Origin of the sequence: Planctomonas sp. JC2975 (assembly GCF_012985205.1) — a bacterium.
In the GTDB taxonomy this organism is placed as follows: Bacteria; Actinomycetota; Actinomycetes; order Actinomycetales; family Microbacteriaceae; genus Humibacter.
Genome location: NZ_JABEKS010000005.1, coordinates 1 through 18,522 on the forward strand (window position 1 = coordinate 1; position 18,522 = coordinate 18,522).

Here is an 18,522-nt window from a genome sequence, read left to right on the forward strand (position 1 = left end):
AGCTCAAGCAATGGCGCGGGATCGCGATGCGCTCAGACAAGACCGCCCGCAACTACCACGCCGGCCTCTGCCTCGCCGCGACACTCCACTGGCTCACCAGCACCCTTTAGCAACACGGCCTAGTCGCCACAGCGGAGTTTCACGGCATTGTGGTCGCAGTGCGTCCGTTACGCGAGATTGCAGACGTCGACGCCTTCTCGGTCGTGATTGTCGACCGGCCGATCATCATCACGACACCGCGCCGCAGCGAGAACGTCTTCCGGCACCGCTTCTCCATTGCGCACGAAATCGGGCACCTACTGCTGCACGGTGACGCTGTCGAGTACAGCGCTGCGATCGAAAAGGAGGCCGACGAATTCGCGGCGGCATTCCTGACACCGGCGGCAGCGATGGACGCAGCGCTGCCGCAACGGCTCGACCTAGCGGCGCTTGACAGGCTCGGCCGGACGTGGGGCGTCTCACCACAATCGCTCGTTCGCAGGATGGTCGAGCGCGGCCGCACTACCGAGTCTTCTGCACGACGTGCATACCAGCGCTTGAACCTGACCTATGATCCAGCGGCCGATTCGACTAGCACCTACCCGGGCGAAATGCCGACCTTGCTGAAGAAGGCTGCCGAGCTCGCCGGCGATCATGGCGCGGGTGTGCCGGCTCTCGCTGATGCGCTAAGACTCAGCCCCCCGCAAGTACGCGATCTGCTCGGCGAGCCTGACCGTCGCCCAGTACTTCGTCTCGTTGGCGCTGGCGACTGAAGCTCAGGTTTAGCCTCGATCCACCGATGGGCCTGGGTGCTGATCGGGCGCGGTGACGCAGAAATGCCCCTCTGATCAGGAAGAATGGAACTTGCTAAGGGTTCTGTTCGACTGATCCGAGAGGCATCTCGTAGGTGCAATTCAAGCATGCTCCGGCCGCCGTGTCTGCGGTGTTCGATGATCCGAATCTCGTGTCGACTGCAGGTTTGGTTCCGATGCTGCGTCTCGCTCGTTCCGCGGGCCTGGACGGGCTCGCGCAGTCGCGGTTGAGTGTCCCGGCGGACAAGGGCGCGAACGCCGGCGCGAAGGTGATGGCGTTGGTGGCGGGGATGCTGGCCGGCGCGGACTCGATCGACGACATGAATGTGCTCCGCCACGGCGGGATGGGCAGGCTGTTCGACCGGACGTATGCGCCGTCGACGCTGGGATCGTTCCTGCGCGCGTTCCGGTTCGGGCACGTCCGCCAACTCGACGCGGTCGCCTCCCGAACCCTGGTGAACCTCGCCTCGGCCGCACCACTGCTGCAGGTCCAGCCCGGTGAGCGGGTGATGCTGGATCTGGACGACACGATCATTCAGGTGCACGGATACAAGAAGCAGGGCGCCTCGTTCGGGTACTCCGGCGTCCGCGGCCTGAACGCGCTGATCGCCACAGCCAGCACCTCGACGTCGGCACCGGTGATTCTGGGGCAGCGGCTGCGGCAGGGGAAGACCGGTTCCCCGAAAGGCGCAGCCAGGATCGTCGGCGACGTTCTCGCGACCCTGCACCGCATGCACCCCGGAAGCAGTGTCCGACCGTTGCTGCGGGCCGACTCCGCGTTCTACGGGCACGCCACCGTCGGCACCGCGATCAAGGGCGGCGCGGACGTATCGGTCACGGTCCGGATGAACCCCGCGGTGAAGACAGCGATCGCGTCGATCCCCGACGACGGATGGGAGACGATCGAGTACCCGAACGCGATCCGCGACGAGGCCACCGGCCGGTGGATCTCCAAAGCCGAAGTCGCCGAGGTGCCCTTCATCGCGTTCCGCTCACGGAAGATCGCTGAACGGGTCGAAGGACGGCTGGTGGTGCGACGCATCCCGGACCTCAACCCGAACAAAGTGGAGCAGCCGACGCTGTTCGACACCTACCGGCACCACGCGTTCTTCACCACGACCGACAAGCACAAGATGGGCACCGTCGCGGCGGACAAGACCCACCGGGCGCACGCGATCGTCGAGCAAGTCCACGCCGACCTCAAAGCCGGCCCGCTCGCTCATCTGCCGTCCGGGGTGTTTACCGCGAACAGCGCCTGGCTCGTGCTCACGGTGGTCGCGTTCAACCTCACCCGCACCGCTGGGCTCATCGCCGATCGCGCGGGCCGACTCGCCAGAGCGACGACCGCGACGATCCGCCGCACCCTCATCCAAGTGCCGGCACGCCTGGCACGGTCCGCGCGTCAGATCACGCTGCACCTGCCCGAGGCCTGGCCCTGGCAGACCGCGTTCGACCGGCTCTTGACAACCACGCACGCGCCACCGCCGGCCGCGACCAGCTGACCACCGCCGCGACAACGGCACGACCAAGAACCCAGTGGACAACCGGGACGCGACGCCCGGAACTCACCCCTGCCCACAGCCAATCACACCGCGCCGATCACGCCGGCCCCACCCACCCCAAGGCTCATCGGTGGATCCAGGTTTAGGCACGGGGTTGAATTCGAAGGTTCCGGAGGAAGCTGCGGATTGCGGCGGCGGTCTCGTGAGGTGCTTCGAAGACAGGGGTGTGGCCGCTATCGATGATCTGGAGCACGGCATCGGGGAGCGCTCGCGAGAATGCTTGTGCTTGGTTGATGGTCCGCACCGGGTCATCGCTCCCATGCAGCACCAGGGTCGGCACTGCCAGGTCTGTGAGGTGTTCTGCGAAGTCCAAGTCACGTTGGCTCCGTAGGACTTCAATCACCGCAGTCGGGGAGACCCGGCCAGCGTAGGCAAGCAGCTTGCGTTCGACCTCATGGGGGAGAGGCTCGCGGAAAGATCGCGTGAGTATGGGAGCGAAGAGTTGTGGGCCCCAGGAGATCTCTGCGGCGGCGATGATCGTGCTGACATCGCCGTGGCCCTTCATGTTCGGCCCGCTGTCGCTAATGATCAGCGCAGAGACGATCTCGGGCGCGCTGAGTGCAATCTGCAATGCGATCGCCCCGCCCGTGGAATGACCCAAGACCACTATTGGGGACGTGTGGTCGGTGCGAACCCGCTCGAGGATCCGCTGCGCAATCGTCGGAATGTCCCACGGGCCGGGCGCCAGCATCCAGTCGACAGGCTCGACGCGCGCGTCGCCTGCCAATGCTTCAGCGATTGGTTCAAAAACGTCCGGCGCACACAGAGTTCCTGGGATGGCCACGATCATCGGTTCAGCTTCATGCCGCACCCGATCCAGTATCCAAGGAGGAGGCGCGAGGCCGTGCAGCGCAGACCCAACGGCGATGAATGCGTACGGGGCCGACGCGATCAGTGGGGGGCTAGGACTCGTGCTTCGGCATCACTGAGGGTGTCTTTTGCCGCGTCTCCCACTATCGCAGGGAGGATGACGCGCCACAGATCGAGAACCCAGTTGACCAGCTCAGCACGATGCCCGAGCGTGGCCGCAACCTGCTGCACACCGAAGAACCCCGCGACTGCCACTCGGGCGGTGGCAGCCACATCCACGTCCGGCATGAGCTGTCCTTTGAGCTCGGCATCGCGAAGCCCTGACTCAATGAGTGCTATCCAGTTCACGTACGGCGTAGGCAACGGCACCTCAATCGTCTCGGCATCACGTTGCAGACGAACTGCGGCCCGGACCATGACGTCGTCACGGAATTGCCGAGCGACGTCCAGCGAGAGGGCAACTACGGAGCTCACATCCATGCTGCCGCCAGCACGGTATAGCTCGACCATGCCGGGCAATTGTCCATAGAAGCGTTCCACGATTGCTAAAGCCATTGATGACTTGCTCGGGAAGTGGTAACCGAGAGCACCCTTCGTCTTCCCAAGCCGATCGGCGATGTCCTGGACCGAGGAACCCGTGTACCCGTGCTCATCGAACTCCTGAGCGGCAGCTAGAAGCATCGTCTCCCGAGTCTCCACCGATCTGGTTTGCACCGGCAATCCCCCTTCGCACACACGTGAAGGACTGACGGTATCGGATGAAGCTTGCGCCGAGCGGTGGATTGCGTGGTTTGACGCCCATTGCCATGACGTGGCGGGGTGAGCGGGGCCCACCTGTGAAGCGGTTCTGCGATCCAGCTACGCGGCGCCTTCATCAACGAGAAGCAAATCCGGCTGTGAGGCCAACCCTCGCGCGAGCATCAGTCGCTGCGCTTCCCCACCCGAAAGAAGTCTGGCCACTGCCATGTGCCGTCGAAGCCGTCGGTTTCAGGGGCGTAGACGCATATCGCCACCGAAAGGTTCGGTGAGCTTGACAGAACTACGGCGGACGGACGATCCGAGCCGGTTTAGAACCCTTGCCTGGTTATCCTGCAAGGTGCCAGGTAACCGCAAGATTTGGCCCGCTACTATCTGGACCCGGACTACTCGCCAATACCTGGCCGCTACTATTAACCATATCTACTGGCCATGAGTTGCCCGAGGTGAAGTATACGGCGACTGGATTTTCCCCTACACCATATATGCAGTTGGTGAACACTACCGTGCCGAAGTTTGAAAGAGGAAAATAGAAGCTGCCGGGCTGTTCAAGTGGCCTTTCAGCGACGCATTCCGCCGTCGCTCCAGGACTAGGCACCGTTTCGCTGTAGTTCGAGCATGTGTTATTGCTCATATTGCAATCGGTAAAGAAGGCAATCCCGCCTTCGTACCGAACCTGCACGGCGACATCGTCCCCGGCGACCACAGTTGGCGCTGAGACCGGCTGAATCGTTTCCGACGGCCACGATTCGTACCAGAACTGATGATAGGTCAGGCCGGCACCGTCGTTCATCTCTGTTCCGGTTTGTATGAGGTTACTGTCGTTCCAGCCACCTATGCCTGCCCAGAAAAGAGCCTCGTCATCGATGGTCGAATCCGCCGGTTCATTCCATTCCATAGTTGCCAACGTCGGCTCAGAAGCGGAAGCGACCGCCCCGGCCCAGCTTGGTGAGGGCTGAGTATCGAGGTTCGGACTCAGAATATTGGGTGTCTTTGGCGTCGTGGATCTGGAAGCTAACGGTGCAGCGCAGGTGAAGGAGGTCACCCAGTGGACTCCACGCGCGTTCGCCTTGTCGACCAACGGTGAACTTGGTTCGCCGACGCTGGCTGGATCAAGTGTTTTGGATCCTGGCGCCGGCGAGTACACAGTTAGACCGCTGCAGCCACTGGAGGATGGCAGTGCCGTACTCTGCGCCGAGCTCGGGTCAGCCGTGGCCGCGCTTGCTCCCGACAGAGGAATCGCGCACACAGTGATTGTCACGGCCGCAGCCACCACGGCAACGATTAGGCCAGATCGCTTCGTCCTCATGTGCGCAATCTATACCTTCACCTAGACGAACGTATAGAGTACCTCGCCTACTCGGCACGCAATGATCCATCGGCTGCAATGTTGAGGGTTCCGAAGTAGAGGCTTCCGCATCCGCATGCTGGATGCGGCGCGCAAGAACTGGTATGTGGCCGCACGTGGACTTCGATTGTTCGCTGGGTTCCAGCGCTGCTCGAGAACGTGATATCTGTACGTATGGTCGCAGTCCTCTGGGGCAAGTCCAGATTGATGCCGACAGGTGGAAGCGCCTTGTCGGTAGGAAATGTGACGCACTGCTTGTTGGCACATATGCGGACCGTCTCTCCGGGATGCGCCCGAGTCCACGCGGTGGCATGAACCCGGATCTCCATGGTCGGCCCACTTCCGCCGGCACACTGTTGCACGCAGCCGGTCAAAACGAGAAGCGCGATCAAGGCCGACCCAGTCACGAGCAGACAGTCTTTCGACCATCGGGCCGCTCGCAGTAGTGGTCCACTGGACGCACCGAACAGAATGAAACGCAGCATGGAGTATCGCTTTCCGAACCGTGTTCGTTCGATGCTGGCATCGGTGGTGAGCTGCGCGAGCACGGCGGCCTTCGCGTCCTCGATCGTGGCTGCTTGAACCTCGATCGTCTCGGTGGCATTCGCCCTGGGTCGCCCGTACGCCCGCACCATGCCATGACCATACCTAGAGCAAGGGGCGAGCTGCGTGGAGCCGGTGCCGGGTACTCAAAGCGCTGCGGGGTCGTTCGCTGACCATCCGGCTCGCGGGCGATCGAAGCTCGTTGCGATGATCGGATCAGGGTCGTTGCGCTAGTCGCCGAAACCACGCTCGTGCTGTCGGCTGACAGGGCACGAGCGTGGTGACCGTCCTGTACTGATGATTGCTTCGCGGTTAATGACGTGGGCATCGGCGAATGGTCGACGACGGACATTGAAATGCTCTGAGCGTCCGTTAGCACTGTGCCTGGCACGTCGTGGCTCTCGGCGGGAGCTGGCTGTTCCCTTTGGGTGCCCTGAGGAGATATGGTCCTCCCAGAATCAAGACGATCGTCTTGATTCCCAGACCTATGGTCCGCGCTAAGCATCATCCAGGCCGGAAGAGGGGAACGAGATGTTCAAACTACGGAAGAGAGGGTGGTTGGCTGCCGCGAGCGTGTCGGGCATGCTTCTCACCCTTGTCACTGTGACGCCAGCCCATGCTGACTCGCCGACATCGGCCAGCGATGCCGTGTACCAGCTCGACGTCAATGGTCAGCAGACTACGTTGGCCGAGGGGGAGTCAGCGGTCTATCCCATAGTGGCCGTCGATTCGCCCGCTGCGGAGGGCCTGGTGCCTCTCAGCACCTCAGTCCCCTACCCTGGAGACATTGGACTGCTCACGGTATCCGCTGCAAAGGGCGTCTATCACTACGACATAGCGATGTCGGAACCGTCCACCAATTTTGTCGGGGATTTCTGCATCACCGACCTCACAAGCGGGTTCAGCAACGGCTGCACTCACGAATTGATCTTCTCCGCCGATATCCCGACGAGCAAGCTTCGGGGCCACACGTACTCTGGCACGCTCAGCGGGACCGCTTACTTCCTGGGCTTGCCAAACGGCAACACAGTGCCGAACAACACGATATACACATATAACGATTACTGATCGGTGCCGGACGGAGAGGATGGGGCCAAGCAGTCAAGTGGAGCCGGCCCCATCCATTCCGCGTGAGCACGAGAGAGTGAGAGAGCAGTCGCCATGACATCAGAGACCCTCAATACCGCGGACCAGCTGCGACGCCTCATTGCAGACGGCCGCGTCTCCGAGGCGGCCCTGCAGGCATTCACCGGCATCACCAGCGACGCGCTCATGACATTTCTGCGAGACGCTCCCTTCGGTACGCCAGGGATCTCGCGGAACGCGACTTCGCTCTCCGCTGATGAGGGCATGCGTCTATCCACGCTTGCGGCACAGCTGACACAAGGTCTCACGGAAGATGACGATTTCCGCGTTAAGGCGATAGTCGAGGTGCTGATGGCTCAGTGCCGACTGACCGCTCAAAACATCGCCCTGTTGACCGGAATCGAACTTAGCCAACTAGAGAGCTTCCTGAGCGATCCCGATACCGTTCCAGTGCAGACGAAGTACGAGCTAGCCGTCAGGGCGGCTTACCTCATCAACGCTGCGAACGCCGCGCGTTCATGAATATGTAGATCTCGGCTACCTCACCACGTAGCCGATAACGATGATTACGTCAGGTCGGGAGTTTCCTGAACGTTCCCCGACCGCGCCGAGACCGTCTGAAACGGGTCCGCCCGCTCCCCCGTCTCGGCGTCGATCGACACCTCCGTGGACAGCCACGCCGCATCCTCGAACCCGGCCGCGAGGTCGTCATCGACGCCCGGCCTTATCGGTGTCACCCGTGCACTCATGTGGTCGATGGTACGTGGCATGGCTAGCGGAAGGTGAAGCCTCGATATGAGCTCTGGACGTTGAATCGGTGCCCCGCTTTCCGGCGGGCGAGAAATCCAGTGATCGTTTCGACATCCTTCGGCCGCATCTGGAGCGCGCGACACTTGGCGCGGACCTGTTCGACCGTCACCGAGGCCCATCGCTCGGGTCGGTTCATCATGTCCGCCTTGACCATGTCCTCTTCGTTCCATTTGAGGCCGGAGGAATATCCCGCAGCCATCCGGGCAACGTGCTCGAGGATCTTGTCGACGCCGTTCGGCAGGGGTTCCGTGGACGAGGCCTTCGGGGACGCTGCAGTAGGCACCGCTCTCCCTGGAAAGAGCTGGACCGGCTGCGCGTCCTCGATCCATTCGGCCGCCTCCGGTTCGCCCCACTCGATCACGGCGATGGCATCGGCGCCGACGCCCCACAGATCGTCCAGATGATCCTTGTCTGGCCACGCGTACAGAACTCGGCTGGAGTGCAGAACTCCGCTCGACATCCCGCGCCAAGTCAGATGAAGTGTGCCCGGCGCAGAAACCAAACGCTTCAGACTCTCGCCGGCGAACTCCTTGCGGGGGGTGACGACAACAAGGGCGCCGCCGGGCTGTGACTGGAGCCACGTGATCGCTCGCGTGTTCTGAGCTTCCCGAGAGTCGCCGTCCCCAAGGCGGGAAACGGCGACCGGGAACGGATACCTATCAGACGACATTCCAACCTCCACAGGAAGGCTACGCAGCAGTTCCGACATTCCGATTGGGCACGAATCACGGGGGTGATGTACGGAGTGCCGCAGGACGCGTCCCATTTCCGTGTCGGACGCTCGAGGCAGGCGATAGCGTCCTTTTGTGGCGAGCAGCGGATCGACAACACAGCAGCACACGGCGGTGGGCGAAGGGCTGGCACTCGGCGCCATCATGCTCGGCCTCATCGAAGTTAACGGCAGCAAGGGCACTCTCGAGCTCGACTTCCGTCGTGCTTGGCGGAACTGGGAGTACGCAGCCTTGTTCCCTGCCGTGAAAGCGGTCGGCGATCGCGATGACGTCATCCGGATACTGATTGACTCGCATGGACGCAGCGGACCAAGGGTGGCGCGCTGGGACGGATCATGGCCATTTGTTCCGGTCCTCCGTGTTGAGCAATGGACCGCCGACGAGGTCGCGGACAGCATCGACAAACGCGTGCCAGCGCACGCATGGGCAGACCTGGTTCGGGCATGGCTATCGCTGCCCAGTGAAGAGTAGGGCGCGACGACTCGGACGTCTATCACGAGCCCACTTCGGGACGGCTTACGGTCGGCTTCATGGCGGCGGGCAAAACTGTCGACCGACCGACAGCGTGTCGGACGACGATCGCGGCGGGCCGTGTACGCCCGTGTGGGCGGCTCGCGACACAATTGCCTTGTGACCCTCTCCCCGCTGCACCCCGCGGATACTTCTGACGTCCGCAAAGCACGCGGAGCGTTCTTCACACCGCCAGCGATAGTCAACTTCATAACCGATTGGGCACTGCGAGAGCCGAACGACAGTGTGCTGGAACCGTCCGCTGGCGATGCCGAATTCCTCGTTGCCGCCACCCAGCGACTGCAGACCCTCGGGCATGCCGGGCCTGTCGTGCATGGCGTCGAGATCCACGACCATAGCGCCAAAGTCGGCCGCCGCCGCGTGCGTGAGGCCGGGGGCCGCGCGCAGATCCGCGTCAGCGACTTCTTCCTTGTCGACCCGAAGCCGCGCTACACCGCAGCGATCGGCAACCCGCCCTATATCCGCTACCAGGACTGGACCGGACCTGCCCGCACCCGCAGCCGTGAGGCCGCGCTGCGCGCCGGCGTCGCACTGACTGGCCTCGCCTCCAGCTGGGCAGCATTCGTCGTCCACACCGCCCTCTTCTTGAAGAACGGCGGCCGAATGGGTCTCGTCCTGCCGGCGGAACTGCTGTCCGTTAACTACGCGGCACCCGTGCGCCGCTTCCTCTTCGACAGCTTCGCCCGACTGGAGCTGGTGCTGTTCGATGAGCAGGTCTTCCCTGAAGCCGAGGCCGACGTTGTACTGCTGCTCGCGGACGGCTATAAGCAAGGGTCCGCAGCCCACGCCACCATCCACACCGCACGCAACGCCGAAAGCCTGCGCAGCTTGGGCGACGGGCTGCAGTGGTCCCCAATCGACCCTGCCGGCAAGTGGACCGGGGCCGGACTGGTTGGCGAGAGTGCTCTCTCGGCCGCCGCCTCCTTGGTCGACGCCGGACTGTTCACCACGCTTCAGAGCTGGGGCGAGACGACGCTGGGGATCGTCACCGGCAATAACCGATACTTCGCCCTCTCCCCCGAGCGTGTGGCCGAGCTGAAGCTCCAACGCGGCGAGCTGCTGCGTCTGTCCCCGCCGGGAAGCTCTCACTTACGCGGCCTGGTGCTCTCCGACGACATGCTCACCCGGCTCGGTCGCAAGGGCCGGGAGACCTGGCTGTTTTACCCAAACGAGAAACTGTCGGAACCCGCTCGCGCCTACGTTGAGGCCGGGCATACCGCCGGGGTTGACCAGGCGTACAAGTGCCGTGTGCGGAAAACCTGGTACCGGGTGCCGCTCGTCCCACCGGCTGACCTGCTACTGACGTGCATGAATGCCGACACCCCGCGTCTGACGACGAACCTCGCCGGCGCGCACCATCTGAACTCGATCCACGGCGTCTACCTCAGTGACGAGCTGCGCGATCTTGGCCGCGAGCTGCTGCCGCTGGCGTCGCTGAACTCGGCCACCCTGCTCAGCGCCGAGCTCGTCGGCCGCGCATACGGCGGCGGCATCCTGAAACTGGAACCACGTGAAGCCGACCGGTGGGCCATGCCCGCTCCGCAGCTTGTGCGCGATCGCGCCGAGCAGCTGCGTGGCATCCGTGGCAAGGTGGCCCGCTTGCTGCAGGCTGGCAAGCTTGCCCAGGCAGTAGCAATCGTCGACCAGACCCTGCTGGTCGACGTCGGCCACCTGAGCCCCGCACAGTTGGAGGCGGTGAGCGACGCCCACGCCGCGCTGACCCGTCGCCGCTCGGTCAGGAGCAAGAGTGTCTGAGCCGAGCATGAAACAGCGCGGCTGGGTTCTCTTCGACCGCATCGTGTCCGACGCCGCGCCTGACGGCGTCCACGGCAATCCCTGGCGCGGCCAGGCCGGCGCGTTGCGCTACGAGCCGGACACCAAAACGCTCGAGCGGCTGCTGGGCGTGCCCCTCCTGCTCGATGCGAACACGCAGTCCGGTGTCCCGGCCCTCGCATTGGACGTCTGGCTGAGCTACGAGTTGCGCCGCGCCGGATTCACCGATAGCGAGACCTGGCCGAGGGCAAAGCACCCGCGTATCCTCCCGGCCGCGGCCGCCGACCTGGTGGCGGGCCTCCCCCGCCAGTTGCGCGAGCGCGTCCAGGCCGAAATCGACCGTCGACCATCGATCACCGGCGTTACCGGCGCCAGCGCGAGCATTCTCGGCAAGAACTACTTCAAGCAGGTGGACGTCATCATCACCGCCGACCGCACCGGACCCGAGCTGCTGATTTCCACCAAGCGCATGGATTCGTCCTACGGCAAGAACGCACCGAACCGTATCGAGGAATCATACGGGGACGCGAAAAACCTGCGCCTGCGACACCCGCTTGCAGCGCTCGGCTTCGTCTTCGGGCTGCGCAGCGACGTATTGCAGAAAGAACCAGACACCGCAGACTGGCTCATCGACCTGCTCGGCAAGCTTGGCCAGGAGGAAGACGCGTACCACGCAACCTGCCTCGTAATGATGGAGTACAGCGACAGCGAATCCATTACTGACACCGGCGAACCCGAAGACCGCGCAGCTGTGGCCGGCCTCACCGCCGGCCGCGAGTCCGTCGACGCAGACGAAGACGCGGCCGCAGAACTTCCCACCGAGCAGATCGAGCGCGACCTGACCGCGCTTCCTCGCGTAGCCGTACGCCACGACCTGGTGCCTGAGCAGTTGCAAGCCGGCCGGTTTCTGTCCACCATGGTCAACCGCGTCCTGGACACCACGCCCGTAACGCTCCACAAGGAAGCGCGGGCACGCCGCCGCCAACCCGGCAGCTGAGAGGGGTGGTCAATGCGGCCGATTGCAGCCGTGTGAAGCGACCAACACGCGAATGAGGAGATCCGCCGGGCATGAACGTCGCCGACATTGACTTTTCCTTGCAGTGGCCGCAGGAGCTGTTCTTGTGGGAGGCAAAGCGCATCGCCGCGATGCGCGCCAGCAGTTCGTTTACGAATATGGTGGTCTGCTTGTTCGCAGAAGCCTTCGTAGACGGCGACGTTGCCTCCAGTCTCGAACAACTCCGCCAAGCGCGCGGCACCTCATGGTTCGAAGAGACCGGCGCTCACCTGGCCGACGCCGCTGAGGTGCTCGACGCGATCCTAAAACGTCCTACTCTGCTACACGGATACCAACCAGCAAGATACTGGCTCGAGCGGCGAGGCCGAGTCACACCCGACAGTCACCAGAAGCCGCTCGAAAAGGCGTTCGCCGAGTTGATCGAAGAGATGCGAGAGGTCGACTACTTCCCCAAGGTCTGGGCCAAAGGCTGCGTCGATGACGGTATCTCCTGGGGGCGATCCATCAGCGACGCCAGCGCCGACATCGGCAAAGCGATTCACGCCGATGTGCCATGGCCGCTAGGCAAAGATCCTGTCGGAGTCCCAACCGATGTGCTCTACGCGATCATCGAGTACTTCCACGATCAAGCTCAGCGACCCCGCACTCGAAGCTTCCATTCCTACGGGGACTGCGGCTGGCACTACGACGCCCACAATAAGGAGTCCGGCGGCGTCGTCTACCGATGGCGAGTGAACGAACTGCTCGAGAGGTACAACGTCGACCTGCGGCTGGGGAGCAAGGGCTCAGAAAAGGGCCGTCTGATCCGACACGCCGGCTACAAGCTCGACGGACTGGCTGACGAACTGAGCGAAGCGCCATCTGACAGCGATGGGCAGCTCGTCGCGGACGCGATTCAGCTTTACCGAGCTCGCGCCTCAACCACGACCCAGCGTCGTGCTGCCGTCACGCAACTCGCCAACTACTTGGAAAAACATCGGCAAGCCTTCAAGGCCAGCGAGTTCGCTAAGGGAGACGAGTCCGACCTCTTCAACATCTTCAACAACTTCGCCATACGCCACGGAAATGGCGTCCAGAAGGGCGAGTATGGCGATGAATACCTCGACTGGATCTTCTGGACGACACTCTCGGCCATACAACTGCTCAAGAGCATCACCAGCCGCAAACCCAAACCGTGACTTCTGCTTCAGGGCAGATACGACGGCCAGTTTGCTACTCACTGCCGCGGAGTCCCGACGCAGCCGCGAGAACGTCGACGTGCTGGTGGTTGCAGGTGTCGTCGAACTGGGTGAAGTTCACCAGATTGATCGGGTCACCAGCGGCGGCACGGCATTCGGATTGACCAGCGCCGGATCCGGCGGGCATCACGGCGTCGAGCAGCGACAGCAGCCGGATCGACTCACCATCTGATCCGGTGAGCTCGTGGCCGTCGAGCATGTAAAAGTCGACGGCGTGCCCGCCCCCTGACGCGTAGTGTGCCGACTCGGTGCCGGCTCCTTCGATTTGACCTGTGCACTTGCGGTTGATGTCGGAGATGCCGACCGTCTGGAAATTCCGCACGGCCAGCACCATGACTTGCAGGATGCGAGTGTCGATGCCGCAGTCCGGCACGCTCTTGCCCTGCGCGATCCACCGGATCTCTTTGATGTGGTCCGGCACGCTGCCAACGAGTCGGCCGGCGTCGGCGGCCTTGACGAGTTCCTGTGCGAGCGGCACCTGGTCGCCGCTGACGGCGCATCCGGGGTCGCCGCCGCCGTTGCTCGACAGTGCTTGGATGACCTGGGCGGCCACCGCGTAGTACTTCGCGTAGTAGTTCGGATCAGCGTTCCCCTGCACCGCGTGCGCGGCCGCGGTGGGCGTCATGGTCTCCCAACCGGGGACCTTCGCGAGGGCTTGGAAGAACAGCAGCGCCGACTTCGTGGCGTCCATCCGGTCTGCCAGGCTGCCCCAGTTGTTCCGCTGCTGGAACAGCCCTCGGGAGTCGGGGCCGGCCTGGTCGCCGTGGTCGAGGATCCGTAGCCCGGATTCGCCCATGGCCGTCATGACGCCGATCGTCTGCGCTTGTGCGTCGAGGCCGAGCCCGGTAGCGGCGTTCATGATGGCGGCCGCGTTGGCGAGCTGGTCGCCGGAGTAGCCGGCGACGGGTTGACTGGTCGCCGCGGTGGCGGCATCGACGGTGGCGTTGCCGCACGCAGTGCTGGCCTGCGCGGCGGACATGAAGAAGGCGCCGCCGAACAGCACGCCGAGCGTGACCGTGATAGCGGTGACCGACTTCCAGCCCACCTGTTATGCGCCCTTCGCCAGAGTGCCGGCCGCGGCTTCCATTCCCTCGTCGGTGTTGGTGAGCGCAGTCTCCCAGTCGGAGCGGATGTGCCGAACCAGCGTTTCCACGTGGCTGCCGTACTTGAAGTAGTGGTGCCCGTCGCTGAGCTGGGTGATGTCGTGTGCCCGTTCGGGTGCGAAGTTGAAGGTGCGTTGGCACCATGCGGCGTCCGCTTCCCTGGACTGGCGGTAGACGTAGACGGTCTGCGCTTCTTGCACCATGGCCATGCCGGGCGATCCCTCGGGAATGTCGGTGCCCTTGTGGAACACGAACACGTTCGAGAGGCCGAGACCACGGGAGAGTTTCTGGTTTGCGCGGGCCAGCGAGGCGGATGGGCCGGCTGCGATGTGCCAGCCTTCCTCGTACACACAGGTGGTGTGCCAGCCTCGGTCGTAGCGCAGTCGGCCGAGCAGCCACATGTGCCCGATGGCCATGACGATCGGCACGGCCGGGCCGTCGTCGGGCAGCTGCGAGATATCCCAACTGGTGAGCTTGTGCGCCAGGTCGACCGACTTGGAGGTCTCGCCGTCGAGAAGGCCGGCGTAGTCGTCCAGGAGCGTGTTCAGAGTGAACTGAACGGAGAGGCCGGCCTGGTGCAGTTTGTCGCGTGCTTGCACCGAGTGGGCGGCATAGTCGCTGTCGTTCGCGGTCGATGCGAGCGCGGGCAGCACGTCGGCCAGGGTCGCGTCGCGGCCGTCGTCGAACCGGGCAAGTGTGGAGCGCAGCGCCGAGCGCAGCGCTTCCTCTTCCCACTCGTCCAGTGGGGTGTCGTTCCGGGCGAGCCTGGTGACGACTTTGAGGAGTCGCAGCTGGCCGGCCGCGCCGGTGCCGTGGCTGATCATCTTGTCCAGCAGGTTCAGCCTGGTGCCGGTGCCGTCGTCGGTGAACTTGATCGGCTCGGCACCGAAGGCTCGCGCCAGCTCCGAGTACTCGCCTTCGCCGGCCCGGTCCTTCTTGTCGAACACGGTGGCGCGCCGTTTGGCCATGATGAGAGGACGAGCCACGAGTGCGGTCTTGGTGAAGCTCGATTTTCCCGACCCAACATCGCCCATGACGATGACGTTGGGGCTGGAAATCAGGCGTGGCTGGGAGTTGTACGCGGTGACTGAGTCGTGCGCGATCGAGGTTTTGGACAGCTCGTCCCGGCCAGTCACGATGCCGCTGGTGCCGGTGGGTGCACCGATCACGGCTGAGTTGAGAATCTCGGCCTGCCGTGTCGACGTCGGCGCACCGCGCAGAGACGGGGCATAGAAGCCGCGGCCTGCCTTCCCTTCTCGGGGACGCATTCTCGAGCCCGGTACATTCCACGGCACCAGCTCGTCCTTGCCCTGGGTGCGGCCGCGGTCGTCGACGGCTACCTCTTCCGGTGGCGCGAACTTCCGCAGCACGGGCAACGCCCACATGCCGGTGCGACCGCCCTCTGCCTTGTGCTCGCTCACAGCGCCTCCTTGTTCGATTTGCCGGCCAGCTTCCGGTACACGCGGTTCGTGACGCTGGGCCTCTCTGTCGCGATGCCGCGACCGATCGGCCACGTAGTGCCGGATGCCGCCGACTGGTAGCTGTCCTGCCAATCCAGCTGCTCGATGCCGAGCCCGTTCTCGCACACCTCTTCCAGCAGCCGCGACGCCCTCTGTAAGGCGTCCCTGCTGGTCTCAGTGATCGTCACGTACCCGATCCACGTATCGCCGTGGTGGCGCGAACCGTAATCCAGATCGGCTTTGCGCAGCTGCGCAGCTGTCTTGTTCGCCTGCGTCTCATCGTTCGCGAGCCGGCCAGCCTCGATGTCGCCCATCTGCGCCGCGGTGTCACGCACGAGGTCGCGCCGTGCCGCAGCTCGCGCTTCTCCTGCGGGGATCAGCTGATGATGGAAAGTGACCGTGCGTAGGAACCGCAGATCGGCGCCGATCAGGAGGTCCAGCAGCCACAGCTGCGAACGGTCCCCGACCGCCAGGTGCTCCGCCTTGATCGCCGCGGTACGGTGCCACCACTCCACAGGTGCCCCTGTTGCCGGATTGTGCGTCGTCACGACGTGAGCGGAGAACTCGTCGTGCGAGGCGACACCGATGCGCGTTGGGTCGTCGACCGGCTGGTCAAGCGGGAAGAACGGATCTTGCTGGTGGCGGATGTGCGCCGCCGTCTGTCTCGCGGTGAGCACGGCAACGTCACCCAACCGTGCAGCGCGCAGACCACGCTCGGCTGAGTCGATTTCTCGGCTCATCAGTGCCCGCCACCCATCGCGACCATGACCGTAGCTACTGGCGGCATCGAGGAACGCGGCGTCGATCGGCCAGCACGCCGTGACCGTGTGTCGCTGCACCATGGAGTCTTTCCCAGTGATCCGCAGTACCTCGCTGTACGAGAGCACGGCCGGGTGGTCCTTAGGAATCTCCGGATCGAGGCTGACCTGCGCCCACGCTTCGTTGAACGCCGTATCAGGCGGCAGGACACGGGTAGTGATCTGAACGCGGCGCAGCAGACTAGACGGTGCTGCTTTCGATGCCAGGAACTCCCCCAGCGCGATCGCTGCTCGGCGGGCTACCGCGTTCGGTTCAGCTCCGCGCAGCTGCCCGGTCACGGTGAAACTCACCGACAGGTAGGCCGGCTCTCCGAACGGTGAATGCCAGGAGATGCCCGGTTCGCGGCGCCCCATCTGCAACCAGCCCATGCCGTCCGCCCCGTCCGGCATGGTGCGCATCGCCGCGAGCTCACGGCTCGCCGCCCACCGATCATGCTTGCTGATCGCCTTGTCCTGCACGCTCTGCGAGAGCTGATCCCACCTAGCTACGTCGAACGGCTCGTATCGGTCGAGACCGGCCTTGCCGCGGTGCACCCATCGGGACCGCTTCGTGCGGCGTTCGAGGATCGACCCGCGGTGTGTGCGCGCCGTGACAATGAACACCACGATCGCGGCGACCACAGCAGTGACGACGGCCGGTGCGCCGAAGAACGGTGTGCCGACCATAAGGACGAGCCCACACAGCACCAAGAGAATGTTTCGGGGTCCGTTCTTCCCTCCGCCGAAGAACGAACGGTGCCCCGCCTCGCCGCCGAGCTTCCGCTCGACCAGTGATGCCTGTTCGGTCTCGCTCATCACGCCCCCTCTTCGTACGTGCCTGCCGCGTCAGCGGCCATTGCGCCGGCCTCTTGTGCCTTGTCGACCGCTACCTGCCCTGCCTTGAGCGCTCCCGCCGCAATCAGGGTGGGAACGCCGATCGCAGCACCTGCGCCGGTAGCGGACTCGGCGGCTCCTGCCGCCGCAAGTCCGCCAGCACTAGCACCAGCTGCACCCGCGCCGGCCTCGGCTCCGGCGCCTGCCTCAGCGCCAGCTCCCGCCTTGGCTCCCGCTCCCGCTAGGTCGCCCAAGCCCTTCGTGCCGATGCCGGCCGATTCCTCGGCCGGTGATCCGGCATTGGCCGAGTCGCTGGACTTGCCGCCCTGCTGCGACTGCGGCGCATAGCGGCTCGGCAGCTCGTTGGTGTTCTGCGAACCCCACTGGCCAGGCTGCATGCTCGGACCGGTGCTTCCCCCGGTCAGCGCCGGGATGACCGGTGCGAACTTCATCAGAAGGAAGGGGCTGAACGTTGCGATGAGCATGGCGAACACGCCAGAAATGAGCAGCGCGAGCCGTTGCACGTCGAGGTTGTTACCGAATGTCTCCACGCCCGCACCGATCCAGTGGAAGGTGACGCCGAGCATGAAGAACAGCAGCGGATGCGCCAGCAGCACGCCGATGAAGAGACCCACGAGCCGCCAGCCGGTCTTGCGTCGCTGCGGGTCAACGATCCACACGTAACCGAGCGGGAACAGCACGCCCGAGAAGTACAGGACGACCAACAGCATGAGCATGACGACGATGGTCATCAGCAGCGCGACCCACGCGCAGAACATCAGGAACGCGGCCACGGGTGCCCCGCCTGCGATCCCTGTGGCGTCGCCCTGGTCGAGCATCTTGGTGAACGAGTTCACGAGGTTGTCGTTGGTATCGAAAAACGCCCACCTAGTGAGCGACGTGCTCAGCGCGTGCACGAGGTTCACGAGGACCGCTCCGAGCATCGGGCCGAACATCGCCCCGATGATGAACAGCGGGCCGTAGAACACCAGCGACTCGCCCAGCTCCCGGCCCGACTGCGTGCCCCGCGCAACGCGCACGAACTGCGGGAGCAACACCAACACGAGCACAAAGATGGCCAACGCGAACGACACCTTGTAGACGTTGATGAACCAAGACAAAGTGAGGTCCGGCATCGTCGCCTGCGTGATGACCGGCAGCACGTCACGCGACAGTGAAACCGCCGAGTCGCGAAACGCCTTGTACATGTTGCCGAACGGGTCAGAGAAGAAGTTGGCGGCCGCCCCGGCGGCATTGATGGCGTTCCCTACGCCACCAATCACGTCGCCCCATGGGTCCCCGTTGCCTCCGCCGTTGTTCTCAAAAGTGAACAT

The 18,522-nt window shown here is 64.0% G+C and carries 18 protein-coding genes; 8 read left to right on the forward strand and 10 right to left on the reverse strand.

What is annotated here, in order from left to right:
- Window positions 1-149 precede the first annotated feature (149 nt).
- Window positions 150-752: an ImmA/IrrE family metallo-endopeptidase gene (locus tag HII28_RS19425; protein ID WP_346769423.1), complete on the forward strand. Its 603-nt coding sequence runs from the start codon at window positions 150-152 to the stop codon at window positions 750-752.
- 134 nt (window positions 753-886) lie between these two features.
- The gene (locus HII28_RS19430) at window positions 887-2,293 is read left to right on the forward strand and encodes an IS1380 family transposase (RefSeq protein WP_170027551.1); all 1,407 of its coding nucleotides are present in this window, start codon (window positions 887-889) and stop codon (window positions 2,291-2,293) included.
- A 142-nt stretch (window positions 2,294-2,435) separates the two neighbouring features.
- On the opposite strand, the gene HII28_RS19435 is transcribed toward HII28_RS19430, so the two are convergent.
- The 4 genes from HII28_RS19435 to HII28_RS20560 form a co-directional block, all read right to left on the reverse strand.
- Window positions 2,436-3,143 carry an alpha/beta hydrolase gene (locus HII28_RS19435; protein ID WP_170027553.1) on the reverse strand — a complete coding sequence of 236 codons (708 nt, stop codon included), beginning with the start codon at window positions 3,141-3,143 and terminating at the stop codon, window positions 2,436-2,438.
- Window positions 3,144-3,244: 101 nt separating this feature from the next.
- A complete protein-coding gene (locus HII28_RS19440; RefSeq protein WP_346769424.1) occupies window positions 3,245-3,997 on the reverse strand; it encodes a ScbR family autoregulator-binding transcription factor in 753 nt (250 codons plus the stop codon).
- 24 nt (window positions 3,998-4,021) lie between these two features.
- Complete coding sequence (locus tag HII28_RS19445) at window positions 4,022-4,129, reverse strand: ATP-binding cassette domain-containing protein (RefSeq protein ID WP_170027557.1); 108 nt, start codon at window positions 4,127-4,129, stop codon at window positions 4,022-4,024.
- A 118-nt stretch (window positions 4,130-4,247) separates the two neighbouring features.
- Window positions 4,248-4,964, reverse strand: coding sequence for a G1 family glutamic endopeptidase (locus HII28_RS20560; protein ID WP_170027559.1), 717 nt, complete (start codon window positions 4,962-4,964; stop codon window positions 4,248-4,250).
- Between the two features lie 1,428 nt (window positions 4,965-6,392).
- Between HII28_RS20560 and HII28_RS19455 the strand changes: the two genes are divergently transcribed.
- Window positions 6,393-6,878: a hypothetical protein gene (locus tag HII28_RS19455; protein WP_170027562.1), complete on the forward strand. Its 486-nt coding sequence runs from the start codon at window positions 6,393-6,395 to the stop codon at window positions 6,876-6,878.
- Window positions 6,879-6,971: 93 nt separating this feature from the next.
- Window positions 6,972-7,418, forward strand: a complete 447-nt coding sequence (locus HII28_RS19460) for an HTH domain-containing protein (protein ID WP_170027564.1) — start codon at window positions 6,972-6,974, stop codon at window positions 7,416-7,418.
- 44 nt (window positions 7,419-7,462) lie between these two features.
- Here the strand turns inward: HII28_RS19460 and HII28_RS19465 are convergent, their stop codons facing one another.
- Together HII28_RS19465 and HII28_RS19470 are read right to left on the reverse strand one after the other, a co-directional pair.
- Window positions 7,463-7,645, reverse strand: coding sequence for a hypothetical protein (locus HII28_RS19465; protein ID WP_170027566.1), 183 nt, complete (start codon window positions 7,643-7,645; stop codon window positions 7,463-7,465).
- Window positions 7,646-7,668: 23 nt separating this feature from the next.
- The gene (locus tag HII28_RS19470) at window positions 7,669-8,415 is read right to left on the reverse strand and encodes a hypothetical protein (protein WP_205865114.1); all 747 of its coding nucleotides are present in this window, start codon (window positions 8,413-8,415) and stop codon (window positions 7,669-7,671) included.
- Window positions 8,416-8,512: 97 nt separating this feature from the next.
- Between HII28_RS19470 and HII28_RS19475 the strand changes: the two genes are divergently transcribed.
- From HII28_RS19475 to HII28_RS19490, 4 genes are all read left to right on the forward strand, one after another.
- Entirely contained in the window at window positions 8,513-8,908 is a 396-nt protein-coding gene (locus HII28_RS19475) for a hypothetical protein (protein ID WP_170027568.1), read from the forward strand.
- 159 nt (window positions 8,909-9,067) lie between these two features.
- Complete coding sequence (locus tag HII28_RS19480) at window positions 9,068-10,723, forward strand: N-6 DNA methylase (protein WP_346769425.1); 1,656 nt, start codon at window positions 9,068-9,070, stop codon at window positions 10,721-10,723.
- On the forward strand, window positions 10,716-11,738 hold the full coding sequence (locus HII28_RS19485) for a hypothetical protein (protein ID WP_346769426.1): 1,023 nt from the start codon (window positions 10,716-10,718) through the stop codon (window positions 11,736-11,738). Before HII28_RS19480 ends, HII28_RS19485 begins: the two co-directional genes overlap by 8 nt.
- A gap of 71 nt (window positions 11,739-11,809) precedes the next feature.
- Complete coding sequence (locus HII28_RS19490) at window positions 11,810-12,934, forward strand: hypothetical protein (RefSeq protein ID WP_170027572.1); 1,125 nt, start codon at window positions 11,810-11,812, stop codon at window positions 12,932-12,934.
- Window positions 12,935-12,968: 34 nt separating this feature from the next.
- On the opposite strand, the gene HII28_RS19495 is transcribed toward HII28_RS19490, so the two are convergent.
- From HII28_RS19495 to HII28_RS19510, 4 genes are read right to left on the reverse strand one after another with little or no spacing between them, the layout of a single operon-like run.
- A complete protein-coding gene (locus HII28_RS19495) occupies window positions 12,969-14,039 on the reverse strand; it encodes a hypothetical protein (RefSeq protein ID WP_170027574.1) in 1,071 nt (356 codons plus the stop codon).
- A 3-nt stretch (window positions 14,040-14,042) separates the two neighbouring features.
- Window positions 14,043-15,518 (reverse strand): ATP/GTP-binding protein, encoded by a 1,476-nt coding sequence (locus HII28_RS19500; protein ID WP_346769427.1) that lies wholly within the window; start codon window positions 15,516-15,518, stop codon window positions 14,043-14,045.
- Window positions 15,515-17,170, reverse strand: coding sequence for a hypothetical protein (locus HII28_RS19505; RefSeq protein ID WP_170027576.1), 1,656 nt, complete (start codon window positions 17,168-17,170; stop codon window positions 15,515-15,517). The genes HII28_RS19500 and HII28_RS19505 overlap by 4 nt, the downstream gene beginning before the upstream one ends.
- A complete protein-coding gene (locus HII28_RS19510; RefSeq protein WP_170027578.1) occupies window positions 17,170-18,522 on the reverse strand; it encodes a hypothetical protein in 1,353 nt (450 codons plus the stop codon). The genes HII28_RS19505 and HII28_RS19510 overlap by 1 nt, the downstream gene beginning before the upstream one ends.